The following is a 12654-nucleotide window of genomic DNA, read 5'->3' on the forward strand; positions in this document are numbered from 1 at the left end:
AGCCTTATGGATATTTTAGTAGTCGGCGGCGGCGGACGCGAGCATGCGATCATCTGGAGTTTGTCCCGCAGTCCCCGTGCCGGTAAAATCTACTGCGCCCCCGGCAATGCCGGGATTGCGCAGCTTGCGGAATGTGTGCCGATCGGCGTCTTCGAGTTCGATAAGCTGACCGCTTTTGCCAAGGAACGGAAGGTGGGCCTGGTGGTCATCGGACCGGATGATCCGCTGGCGGCAGGCATTGTGGATGCCTTCGAAGCACAGGATATCCCTGTATTCGGTCCGCGCAAGAATGCCGCAGAGATCGAGGGCAGCAAGACCTTCATGAAGGATCTGCTGCATAAATACAGCATTCCGACAGCCGCTTATGAGAAATTCAGTGAGTACGGGGCGGCACTTGCCTATCTGCGGAGCCAGGAGCTGCCGATTGTCATCAAGGCGGACGGCCTGGCCGCAGGCAAAGGGGTAACCGTGGCATATTCCCGGGAGGAAGCGGAGCAGGCCCTTCAGGAGATCATGGTCAACAAGGTCTTCGGGGAAGCCGGTGCACAGGTAGTTATTGAGGAGTTCCTTGCCGGGCAGGAAATGTCGATTCTGGCATTCGTGGATGGCGAGACGGTGCGGCCGATGGCTGCGGCCCAGGACCATAAGCCTGTATTCGACGGCGATAAAGGACCTAATACGGGTGGCATGGGGACCTACTCCCCGCTCCCGCATATCGATGAAGCGATCATCCGTGAAGCGGTGGAGACGATTATTGAGCCGACTGCCAGAGCGATGGTTGCCGAGGGACGTCCCTTCAGCGGTGTGCTGTTCGCCGGGCTGATGATCTCGCCGGACGGCAGACCGAAGACGATTGAGTTCAATGCCCGCTTCGGGGACCCTGAGACACAGGTGGTTCTTCCCCGGCTGCGAAGCGATCTGTTAGAGATTTTCCTCGCTGTGACCGAAGGCAGACTCGCCGATATTCCGATCGAGTGGAGCGAAGAGGCCGCAGTCTGCGTGGTTCTGGCCTCGGAGGGTTATCCCGGACCTTACCCGAAGGGAGTGCCGATCAGCGGGCTGGAAGACAGCGGCTCAGCGCTGGTCTTCCATGCCGGAACCGCACGCAGCGAAGACGGCGGCTGGGTGACCACCGGCGGCCGCGTGCTTGGGGTGGTAGGCCTGGGTGCAACCATTGCCGAAGCACGTACATCGGCCTATGCCAGTGCGGAGAGTATTACGTTTGCGGGCAAACAGAACCGCAGTGATATCGCAATGAAGGCATTAGTCTGAGGAGAAAGTCCCAAAAAAAGGACTGACAAGTTGTAGGAGAAGTGCTATAATACAACTCGTACGGGGGAAAATGTGCGGATATATACAGATAAAGGGTCTTTCCTTTCTAGGGAAAGGCCTTTTTTAACAATTCCATAACGAATGTTATAATAGTACAATAACAGCGATGCTTATGCGGATGTACAGTTACTGATTTAAGGGGGAATTAGTTTTGAGTAAGGTAGGAAGAAACGACTTATGCCCGTGTGGAAGCGGGAACAAATATAAGAAATGCTGCATGGAGAAAGACCGATTGGCAGCCCAGTCGATGCTGCGGCTGGTTAACGCAGGGGATGCAGCGGCGCAAGCGCCTGTAACCATACCCGGTGTAATCGTGCACGAGGAACAGCCGACTACGGTAAGTGCTGCACCTGCTGCGGGCAAGCTTACGCTGCCCAAGCTGAAGAAGATGGTGGCGAAGGAGCTGAACTGGGAGCATCCGGCCCATGAACAGCTGGCGCTGGAGCTGATCGAGCACATGAGAGAGCAGTATGACCGGGAGCTGATCCTGGAAGCACTGCTGCTGTGGAACGGCTTCTCCCGCCAGACCAAGCCGGCCGTGAAGAAGACAGGCTCCTTCTGTGCGGCGATCGAATACCTGCTGTCCGAGGAATACGGCTTCATGCTGTCACAGGCGGAGCTGGTGGACAAATACGCGGTTACTACGGCCACGATCTCCCGCAAGGTTAAAGAGATCTATAACTATGTCGAGGAATACGGCATGACCGGGGAAGCGGACGAATTGATGGCGCTGAACGGAGCGGAAACTCCGCAGGAGAAGGCACAGGCCCTTCTGGCCCAAGCCATGGAGGCAACCTCTGCGAAGCGCCGGATCCAGCTGGCGGAGAAGGCGCTGGAACTCTATCCGGACAGCCCGGAAGCCTACCTTATTCTGGCCGAGGAAACGGAGAATGAGGAGGACGCCCGCGAGCTGCTGAAGGCGGGAATCGCCGCAGGCAGACGGGAGCTGGGCGAGTCTTATTTTACGAAGCATAAAGGGTTCTTCTGGGGGCTCTATGAGACCCGCCCTTATATCCGTATCTGTCAGAGCTATGCGGAATCCTGCTGGTTCGGCGGTAAGGCGGAGGAAGCAACAGAGATGCTAGAGCATATTCTGGAGCTGAATAAGGATGATAATACCGGTGCCCGCTATCTGCTGACTGCTGTATACCTGTATAGCAACCAGCTTGAAGAAGCAGAGCGGATCATTAAGAACTACGGTGAAGAGGATGCGGCGGCGGCTTTTGCCTATGACCGGATTGTACTGGAGTTCAAGAAGAACGGTATCACCTCGCAGCTCAAAATGCTCTACCGCATAGCCCGCGGAGTGAACAAGCATGTGCCGGATTACCTGCTGGGCGTGAAGCGGCTGCCGCATAATCTTCCGGATTTTGTCGGTATGGGTGATCCCAATGAAGCGATTGAATATGTAATTATGCACTCGCGCTTGTGGGCGAGCCTGCCGGATCTGCTTAAGTGGATGCTGAAGCAATAGACGCTATAGATGAAATACCAGACACAGTCCTTCGGGGCTGTGTTTTTTTGGCAAAAAATCTGACATGAGCAAGCGGGAATACGGGGGATCGGGTGTTTGACATGATATTCGTGAGAAAATACCTGACATGGTCACAGTTTTTTCACAGCTTACGGAGAAACGGTAAAGGGATAAAGGGATTTTTTGCAGAAATAAGTCGAAAAGACAGAGAATAGCCGCAGGTAGAGCTTATGGCCTGAGTCTATTGACATGGGGATGGGGGAGTTCTATGAAAGCATTAAGGAATATGGGGATTCGCGGCAAGCTGTTTTTGTCAGTGATTTTGTCTGTGGTGGTTATTTTCATGGCGGTGTCTGCAGTGATCTACAGCAATGCCGAGCAGCTTATCGTGGACGGGCTGAAGAGCTCGTTGACGTATGAGAAAGGGGAGATCGGGGTGCAGGTCAATGACCTGCTGCAGCCTGCTGTGGACAGTGTGACGCTGCTCAATGCCAACGCCTACCTCCGCGACTTCATTCTGAGAGTGAAGGATGCGCAGACGCTGAAGAATACGGACGGGTACGCGGAGCTGATCCAGACGCTGAACCTGATTAAGAATAACAATAAGGATCTGCTCAATGTATACATAGGTCTGGATGCGGTGAACAAGGTGATTACCCAGGATGAATTCGAGCCACCGGCAGACTATGTGCTGAAGGAGCGAAGCTGGTATTCGGCTACGGCTGCGAACAAGCGTGTTACGATTACCAATCCTTATATCGATGCCGGATCGGGGAAAATGGTCGTCAGTGTCAGCACACCGCTGCTTGATGATTCAGGCAAGCTGATCGGTGTGGCGAGTGCAGATATTTCGATTGAGCAGATTACAGCGGCGCTCGGCGCTTTTAATTATAAGGGCAGCGGCTATGCCGTGCTGGTTGATGAGACGGGGACCTTCATCTATCATCCCAATCCGGATCATATCCTGCTGAAGAAGATGGCTGATCTGGGTGGAGCGTGGAAGGCTGTCGGCGATAAAATGCTGCAGTGGGGCTCGAATGTCATCCGGACGGACATAGACGGCGAGCCCAGCTATGTATCCTATTCACCGGCTGTGGCTAACCAGTGGTCAGTCGCACTGATCGTACCGCAGAAGCATGCGGAGCTGGAGCTGAAGCGCTTCGAGCTGATTTTCTTCCTCTCCATTATTGCTTCAATCGCGGTGCTGTCTGTCCTGCTGTATCTGGTCTCGGGCAGTATTCTGAAGCAGATTCCGCTCCTCACGGCTGCGTTCGGGCAGGCGAAGGACGGAGACCTGTCGGTAAGGGCTAGGGTGACCGCGGGAGGCGAGATCGGGGTGCTGGCTGAGGGCTTCAACGATATGATCGCCTCGCAGCAGTCACTGATTCAGGAGATCATGCATAGCTCGCAGAGTATCTCTGGCGCGGTGGGGAATACAGAGCAGAACGTATTCGTGCTGGACGGCAGCATCACCGATATCTCGGGGGTTACGGAGGAGCTGTCGGCAGGCCTTCAGCAGACCGCCGCCTCGATGGAGGAGATGAACGCCAGCACGACCCAGATCGAGGCTGCGATCAACGGAATTGCCCGCAAAGCCCAGGAGGGGGCGGAAGCCGCCGGAGAAATTAACGTACGGGCGGAGCGGCTGAAGGAGAGAGCGTGGGAATCTCGCACACAAGCAGATACCGTGTACGGGCTTAGTGAAGAGAAGCTGCGCACGGCCATTGAACAGTCGGGATCGATCTCGCAGATCAGTACGCTTACGGGCGCTATTCTGGAGATCGCCGCCCAGACCAGCCTGCTATCGCTGAATGCTTCAATTGAGGCGGCAAGGGCCGGGGAAGCGGGCCGTGGGTTCGCTGTAGTGGCGGAGGAGATCCGTAAGCTCGCGGACAACTCGCGTGAGACGGTGACTGAAATCCAGGGAGTGACCGGAGCGGTAATTGAGGCAGTGTCCAATCTGGTGGAGGCCGCGGAGAGTATGCTGGGCTTCATGGACAGCCAGGTGAAGAAGGACTACGATGCCATGCAGGAGACCGGAGAGCGGTACAGTGAGGATGCCCGGTATATCGAGGAGCTGGTGACGGACTTCAGCGCCACCTCGGAAGAGCTGCTGGCTTCCATCCAGAGCATGCTTACTGCGATCAGCGAGACGGGCAGTGCAACGAATGAGGGGGCGGAAGGAGCGGGAGTGATCGCTGCCGGAGCGGAGCAGATCATCGGGCGGTCCGGCAGCATCGTAGCGGAGATGGAGGAGATTAAGCTCAGCTCGGCGCAGCTGCTGAGTGCGGTGTCGAGGTTTAAGGTATAGGCTTCTATAATTCCTCTATCGGTGGATGCTATGTTGCGTGGAGAGGACAAGGGTTGAAAAAAAGTCCTTGGAAGAGTATGTTACAAGAAGCGAAACGATAAGAAAGAGACAGTGAGGCGGGAAAAACATGAGAGAAGGCGAAAACCGGATCGTAGGAATGGAAGATATTGTACGCGCACACCATGTGCTGCGGGAGGTTATCGTCCGTACGCCGCTCCAGCTGGATGCGGTATTGTCGGCCAAATACGGCTGTAATGTGTACTTGAAACGCGAGGATCTGCAGATTGTACGCTCCTTCAAAATCCGGGGGGCCTATAATATGATCCGCAGTCTGTCTGATGAGGACAGAGCCAAGGGCATCGTCTGCGCCAGCGCGGGCAATCATGCCCAGGGCGTGGCTTATTCCTGCAAGGCACTCGGTATCAAAGGCAAGATATTCATGCCGAGCACTACCCCTAATCAGAAGATTAAGCAGGTCCGGCGCTTTGGCGGCGAATTCGTTGAGGTGATTCTGAAGGGGGATACCTTCGATGATGCTTATGATGAAGCGCTGCAGGCTTGCATTGACTATAGCATGACTCTGATTCACCCGTTCGATGAGCCGCGTATTATTGCCGGCAACGGTACCATTGCCATGGAGGTGATGGAGAACCTGGACAAGCCTGCGGACTTCGTGTTCGTCACCATCGGCGGCGGCGGGCTGGCAGCCGGTGTAGCCACCTATATCAAGACGGTGAGCCCGGCAACCAAGGTGATCGGTGTGGAGCCTAGCGGCGCTGCTTCAATGAGTGAGGCCATCCAGAGCGGTGAGGTAATCACTTTGAAGGAGATCAACAAGTTCGTGGACGGCGCGGCGGTGAAGCGTGTCGGCGGCCTGACCTTCGATATCTGCTCGAAGCTTCTGGATGATGTGGTGAAGGTACCGGAGGGCAAGGCGTGTACCACTATTCTGGAGCTGTATAACGAGAACGCCATTGTGGTGGAGCCTGCCGGTTCCCTTCCCATTGCTGCACTGGATATGTACCGTGATCAGATCCGCGGCAAAAGCGTGGTCTGCATCGTCAGCGGCGGCAACAACGATATTGACCGGATGCAGGAGATCAAGGAGCGTTCCCTGATCTACGAAGGTCTTAAGCATTACTTCATGGTCAACTTCCCGCAGCGCGCGGGTGCTCTGCGCGAGTTCCTGACCGAGGTGGTCGGACCGGACGATGACATTACCCGGTTCGAGTACACGAAGAAGAATGAGAAGGAGAACGGCCCGGCACTGGTCGGCATTGAGCTGATGTCTACCGATGCCTACGCCCCGCTGATTGAGCGGATGAAGCAGAAGGGCGTCGATTACGTAGAGATCAACAAGGATGTTAATCTGTTCAGTATGCTGATCTAATCTGGTCTAATAAGAAGCAGCCCCGTCCGGCGTGATTGCGGATGGGGCTGCTTTTTGTATACGGGATGTAGTTAAACCGCCTACAGCTGAGGCACTTCAGTCTTCAGATACTGCTCAGCCGCATCGTCCAGCAGGTAGCCGTTACTCTTCATCAGCTTCATGAAGCCGTCAAGCTTTTGCAGGAAGGCGCTGGTACTGCTGTTCTTAGCCAGGATGCTGGTGTAGGCCTTCTGCGCCTCCAGATCCATCTCCGAATTATCGTAATGGAAGAGAGGGGTGTTGTTCTGGCCGTAGAAGGTGTTCACAGCATACTGGGTATACAGCTTCTTGACGGCCTGGACCCGGTTGGATTTGGGATAGGTCTGGATGAATTGCTCCTGGGTTAGCGCACGGTCGGCTACCTCGCCCCAGGCAATGATCAGCCCGTTATCCTTGGAAGGAGGCAGATCCGATTCGGCTGCCATAATGGAAATATAGCTGCTGATATCCTCCGTTACATAAGGCTTATATTGGCTGTAAGCCGCATAATCAATCACCGGGTAAAAGGTGCCCTCGGCGGTATCCAGCTTGTACCCGCTCTCTCCCGCACTTTGCAGCAGGGCGCGCAGGGCAGCGTTCTCCGTACTCTCGGCCAGCTTGGCCATGCTGACTCCCCCTCTATAGACGGTGAGGAGCTTCCGCTGGACATCGCTGCTGCTGAACTTCTTCTCCCAGGAGGGGAGGAGAGCCTTATGCAGGTTCTCGAGCTTCAGGGTCAGCACTGTCGCCTGATAGGGAGTGACCGCATACAGCTTCGTCTTCATGTAAGCAATGGCTCCCGGAAGGTTGCCGCTGGACAGCAGCGGGAGCGCGCCCTTGTAGACCGCTTCCGCATGGCTGAGGGCGGCGGCTCCGCTTCCGGCAGTCTTAGCGCCTGCAGCTGCTCCGGAAGTGCCTGTCCGGCTGCTTGCGCTGCCTGCGGCACCGGCCGGGGCGGATAGGCCTGCCTGAAGCCCCATGAGCAGGGCGATTGCGGCGGATAGAACGACATGCTTTTTCATTCAAGTCTCCTCCTGTGTGGAATAGATATGGGATACAGCCTCTAAGATGGGAAGAATATCAATTTCAGCCCCAAGCCTCCGGCAGCCGCCAGAGCCAGACTGACCCAGGGCGAGACCCTGATTACCGGAAACAGATTGTCCAGGAATATACCGGCGAATACCGCAACCACGGCAATTCCGATGTAGATGCCCAGACCCTTGATGTCGAAGGTCTTGGGCTTCGGACTGTCGTCCTCCGACAAGGAGGTCATCCATTTCATAATCAGTTCAACCAGCAGGATGGAGCCTGCGCCGACGACAACCAGCGTGAATATACTGAGCTGGCCGAAGATTTCCTGCGGGCCGCCGCTCCACTGCGCAATCAGGCCGGCAATGCCCATCGTCCCGAACAGCAGGGTCAGAGCGGACCAGGAGATCAACAGGGAATTCTTCAGCCGGCTGCGCGGAGTGCGCCTGGGGGCGCTATCCATCACCGCTTTGAAATAATCACCAGGCTTCTCGCCAAAAACCTGCTTGGCATGCTTGCCCTTGGCTTGTCCCTTCAGCAGCAGCTCAGCCGCCTCAAGCAGCAGCTCCTCTGCACGTACAGCATCTACTGAACTGGCGCGCATCGCCAGAATCATATCTTCGAAATAAGAGCGGTTAGACGGCGTCATCTGCTCCCGCAGCAGGTTGTTCTGCTTAATCATAGCTTTGACTTTCATAGTGTGAACCTATACCTCCAGCATTGAGTGATCAGGATACCTTCAACCTAGAGTATACGTTTGTGTACCAGCCGTGTGCAAGGACAACGTTCGTTCACGAGGGTCTGAATAATCCTTTTGGAAGAGTAAACACTGAAGAGGTGGTGGCTTCACCAACTATAGCTAGAGGGAAGGCAGGGAGCGTTATGGAACAGGAGTACAAGCAGGAACCCGGCAAGGCTGTGAACGACGGCACCGCGCCTGCACCAACTAATGATGTGGGGGACTGGGGTAATTCTGACGGCTTCAGCCTATGGGATGCTGCGGGGCAGGGCCAGGAGAACGGGCTCGAGGATTGGGAAGGCCGGCAGGAGACGCACGATATGTTCCACGACAGCTATGACTGAGTGATGCCTAAGCGGACAGGGCCTCTTTTGCTCCTACGGGAGTGGAAGGGGCCTTTTCTATAATCGGGCTGAATGAATCGGCGGGCTACATGCTTATTGACAAGAAATTAGCGCAGATATTATAATAGAGACATAAATCATACTAAATTAATCGGAATTATTATAATTTAAAATAAATCAGCATTTCAGGGGAGGACGCCGCAATGGAACGGAATATCATCATCCGGCATAACGGAGAGGAATTGACAGCGAGCATACACTACCCGGCCGCAGACCGGGCAGGGACAGGACGATGCAAGAACCGGGTGCCGCTTGCCGTGATCTGCCACGGCTTCGTGGGCAGCCGGATCGGTGTCGACCGGATCTTCGTCAAGGCAGCCCGTGAGCTGGCGCAGGATGGCTATATGGTGATCCGCTTCGATTATGCGGGCTGCGGGGAGAGCAGCGGCAATTACGGCAGCGAGGATATGGAGTCGATGATCGGGCAGACCCGGGCAGTGCTGGATTACGGCATCAGCTCAGCAGATGTGGACCCGCAGCGTGTAACGCTAATCGGCCATAGTCTGGGCGGCGCGGTGGCGCTGCTGACCGGTGTCCGTGACCGGCGGGTGAAGAACCTGGTACTCTGGTCAGCCGTCGGCTATCCCTTCAATGATATCGTCAAGATTGTCGGAAGAGAAGCCTTTGACCGGTCGGTGAAGAGCGGAGTAGCCGATTATGCCGGCTATTCGTTCACTCCGGTATACTTTAATTCCCTGGCCGCCTTCCAGCCGTTCCAGGAGGCGGGGAAATTCAGCGGCGATGTGCTGGTCATCCACGGAACCTCCGATGATGTGATCCCTGTAGACTATGCGTTCCTCTACCAGAAGCTGTTCTGGACCCGTCCGGAAGGACGGTGCGACAAGGAGATTATTTTCCAGGGCGATCATACCTTCTCTTCGGGTCCGGCCCAGGAGCAGGTGCTGAAGCGCACCCGGGATTGGATGAACCAGCAGGAGCATCTACAGGAGGAATGGCAGAACTGGATGATATAGGAGCGGTAAACGCACTCGCAATGACTGGGAATAAGCTGTAAAATAAAGGGGCAGACCATGACTTGGAAATGGAGGCTCCCATCCTATGAAATTACCGGCCTTTTTTATTGCGCACGGCTCCCCGTTGCTGGTTCTTGAGGATAACGACTATACGCGTTTCCTGCAGCGGCTGGGTTCTGATCTGGGGAAGCCCCGCGGCATTGTGATCTTCTCAGCCCATTGGGACAGTCCCGAGCAGCTGATTACAGTGGACGCACAACATGAAACGCAGCATGATTTCTACGGATTCCCGGAAGAGATGTATCAGCTGAATTATCCTGCTCCAGGTGATCCCGCACTCAGCAGCCGTATTTCGGAACTGTTCAAGGACCATAATCTGCCCCATCAGCCAGTGCTCAGCCGGGGGCTGGATCATGGCGCCTGGGTCATCCTGAGCAAAATGTTCCCGCAGGCGGATATCCCGGTCGTGGCCTTATCCGTGGATTCGCTCCGCTCGCCTGAGGAGCAGTATAGCATCGGACGGATGCTTGCTCCGCTGCGCGACGAAGGCATCCTCCTGATCGGCAGCGGCGGCCTGGTTCACAACCTCAGATTGCTGAAGCAGAAGGATCAGCCGGAGCAATGGGCGCTTGACTTCGACGGGTGGATTGCAGAGCGGCTTGAGGCTTGGGATCTTCCGTCCCTGTATGCCTATGAGAAGCAAGCACCGCATGTCAGGGAAGCCGTACCTACCTATGGTAAGGAACATTTCATCCCGCTTTTCTACGTAATGGGTGCAGCCGATGAAGGTAGACAGGCACAGCTAATGATTCAGGCCTACCAATACGGTACGCTCAGCTTGAACTGCTGGATGCTTGACTAATATAAGAATGAATAGAGGGTACAGCTGCTATATGGGCTGTACCCTTTTTCTGCTGCCGTTTCCACTTGACTCAAGACAAACTCTGCCAGCTATGATTAAATGAAGGAAGCGAGTTTCATAGAAGAGCATCGAGAGAAGCAAGCTGTAACTTACGATTAGGAGGAACAACGTGTCTATACCGATGAACCGTTATGTATCCCGTCCTGTATATGCTCTGGTCCTTGCTGCTGCGCTGCTCTCTGCCTGTAGTAACGAGCAGGCCAGCCCTGTGCCTGTACCGACGTCTGCACCTACAGCAGCACCAACCTTGGAACCGTTGCCGACAGAGGCAGCGGAGCAGACACCGACCCCTGCGCCTGCTGCCGGAGTGGTCTCCGGCTTAACGGGCCTGGCAGCTGAGGAGGGAAGCCTGCCCCGGCCGCTTGCGGTCATGATCAATAATGCCCCGGCGGCCCGGCCGCAGTCCGGGATCAGCGAGGCGGATATTCTGTATGAGGTGCTGGCTGAAGGCGGGATTACCCGGCTGATCGGTATCTTTCAGAGTCATGCCGGAGTAGTGAAGATCGGGCCGATCCGCAGTATCCGCCCGTATCTGCTGGATATCGGCGAGAGCTACGGCGGAGTAACGGTCCATGCCGGAGGCAGTCCGGACGCTTATGCCATTCTGCAGCGGCAGAAGAAGGCGGATATGGACGAGATCGGCCGTGCGGGAGCTTACTTCTGGCGGGACAAGGAACGCAAGGCGCCGCATAATCTATACAGCAATGCCGCTAAGCTGCGGGAGGGTGCAGCGAAGCTGGGCTATGCAGAGAGCGTGAAGGTGCCCGGTTTTCTTTTCAATGATCCGGATTACATCCCGGTGGAGGGCACCCCGGCGCTGGAACTGAGTGTCAACTTCCTGCTGAAGAGCTATAATGTCGGGTACAAATATAACGCTGAGCAGCGCACGTATGCCCGCTGGGTGAACGGCAAGCCGCATCTGGATCTGAATAATAACCGTCCGGTGGAAGCGGCGAACATCATCGTGATGGGTTCGGACCATAAGGTGCTTGATGATATCGGCAGACTTCAGGTGGATACGGAGCTGGGAGGCGAAGCGGTGCTGTTACAGCGCGGCGTCTCTATTAAGGGCAAATGGTCGCGCAGCCCCGGAGACATCATCCGGTTCGTGAAGAAGGACGGTAAGGAGGCGCTGATGTTCCCGGGATTGACACATATTCTGATCGTGCCGAACAGCCCTTCGTTCAGCAGTCATGTCGAATATACGCTGGCGCCAGCGTCCCGCTGAGTCCGGCCGGGGAATTGAATGTTCGGATGACTATTTTCGCAAGTTACAGGGAATTGTTATTATAGTGTAAAAAAGTTCGGTTTTTTGTCTTCTATCCCTTCTGTTGTTATGTTAAGATAACAAGGGTTGTCATTCATTTTCATGCTGTTTACATATGGGTGGCTGCATTTTTCACGGCAATTTTATGTAAAGGGGTTTAAGGCTAATGAAGTTTAGAAAAAAGGATATATTCTTTGAGACGCTGGAAAACATGGCTGACACCATTGTTCAAGCGGCCGATTATTTCGCTCAGAATATCTCGACTCTAGAGGGCAATGTGGAGAACTTCGCCGGGGTGATGAAGAAATACGAATCCCAATGCGATACGTACACGCACACTGTCATCAAGGAACTCAACAAAACGTTCATTACGCCGCTGGAGCGTGACGACATCATGGATCTGATCACCAGCATGGACGATGTTATTGATGGTCTGGAGGCCTCTGCTTCGCGTTTCTATATGTATAACCTGCTGGATGCGGATGAGTATATTATTCAATTCGCTGAGATTCTCCGCCAGTGTGCGTATGAGATCCAGAAGGCGGTTCATTTGCTCTCCCAGAAGAAGCTTCTGGCGATCCGGGAATACACCATCCGCCTGAATGATCTGGAGAACCAGGGCGACGAGGTCCTGCGTATCTGCACCAAGGTCCTGTTCGAGACTGTGAAAGACCCGATTGAGCTGATTAAGCGCAAAGAATTGTATGAGCGGCTTGAGACCACCACAGACAAATGTGAAGACGTAGCCAACATGCTGGAATCGATCATCATGCGTAACTCATAAGGGGCCTCAA

General features: G+C 54.9%; 11 protein-coding genes. 9 read left to right on the plus strand and 2 right to left on the minus strand.

Annotated elements, in window-relative coordinates; genetic code table 11:
- Positions 1-6: 6 nt before the first annotated feature.
- The 4 genes from purD to ilvA all read left to right on the plus strand — a co-directional run bounded on the left by purD (position 7) and on the right by ilvA (position 6507).
- Positions 7-1272: a phosphoribosylamine--glycine ligase gene (purD, locus tag ACFSX3_RS03770; protein ID WP_209992044.1), complete on the plus strand. Its 1266-nt coding sequence runs from the start codon at positions 7-9 to the stop codon at positions 1270-1272.
- Positions 1273-1483: 211 nt separating this feature from the next.
- The gene (locus tag ACFSX3_RS03775) at positions 1484-2806 is read left to right on the plus strand and encodes an SEC-C metal-binding domain-containing protein (protein ID WP_209992043.1); all 1323 of its coding nucleotides are present in this window, start codon (positions 1484-1486) and stop codon (positions 2804-2806) included.
- Between the two features lie 268 nt (positions 2807-3074).
- Positions 3075-5117, plus strand: coding sequence for a methyl-accepting chemotaxis protein (locus tag ACFSX3_RS03780; RefSeq protein ID WP_209992042.1), 2043 nt, complete (start codon positions 3075-3077; stop codon positions 5115-5117).
- 127 nt (positions 5118-5244) lie between these two features.
- A complete protein-coding gene (gene ilvA, locus ACFSX3_RS03785) occupies positions 5245-6507 on the plus strand; it encodes a threonine ammonia-lyase IlvA (protein ID WP_209992041.1) in 1263 nt (420 codons plus the stop codon).
- A gap of 80 nt (positions 6508-6587) precedes the next feature.
- On the opposite strand, the gene ACFSX3_RS03790 is transcribed toward ilvA, so the two are convergent.
- Entirely contained in the window at positions 6588-7547 is a 960-nt protein-coding gene (locus ACFSX3_RS03790; RefSeq protein WP_209992040.1) for a hypothetical protein, read from the minus strand.
- A 41-nt stretch (positions 7548-7588) separates the two neighbouring features.
- Complete coding sequence (locus tag ACFSX3_RS03795; RefSeq protein ID WP_209992039.1) at positions 7589-8251, minus strand: DUF1129 family protein; 663 nt, start codon at positions 8249-8251, stop codon at positions 7589-7591.
- A gap of 185 nt (positions 8252-8436) precedes the next feature.
- On the opposite strand from ACFSX3_RS03795, the gene ACFSX3_RS03800 reads away from it, so the two are divergent.
- The 5 genes from ACFSX3_RS03800 (at position 8437) to ACFSX3_RS03820 (ending at position 12644) form a co-directional block, all read left to right on the plus strand.
- Positions 8437-8637, plus strand: a complete 201-nt coding sequence (locus ACFSX3_RS03800; RefSeq protein ID WP_209992038.1) for a hypothetical protein — start codon at positions 8437-8439, stop codon at positions 8635-8637.
- Between the two features lie 203 nt (positions 8638-8840).
- Positions 8841-9671: an alpha/beta hydrolase family protein gene (locus ACFSX3_RS03805; RefSeq protein WP_209992037.1), complete on the plus strand. Its 831-nt coding sequence runs from the start codon at positions 8841-8843 to the stop codon at positions 9669-9671.
- Positions 9672-9756: 85 nt separating this feature from the next.
- Positions 9757-10533 (plus strand): DODA-type extradiol aromatic ring-opening family dioxygenase, encoded by a 777-nt coding sequence (locus ACFSX3_RS03810; RefSeq protein WP_209992036.1) that lies wholly within the window; start codon positions 9757-9759, stop codon positions 10531-10533.
- 169 nt (positions 10534-10702) lie between these two features.
- A complete protein-coding gene (locus ACFSX3_RS03815) occupies positions 10703-11821 on the plus strand; it encodes a DUF3048 domain-containing protein (RefSeq protein WP_379258025.1) in 1119 nt (372 codons plus the stop codon).
- A gap of 205 nt (positions 11822-12026) precedes the next feature.
- A complete protein-coding gene (locus ACFSX3_RS03820) occupies positions 12027-12644 on the plus strand; it encodes a DUF47 domain-containing protein (protein WP_209992035.1) in 618 nt (205 codons plus the stop codon).
- The last annotated feature ends 10 nt before the right edge of the window (positions 12645-12654 follow it).

This window comes from Paenibacillus rhizoplanae, assembly GCF_042684125.1.
GTDB lineage: Bacteria > Bacillota > Bacilli > Paenibacillales > Paenibacillaceae > Paenibacillus_AQ > Paenibacillus_AQ rhizoplanae.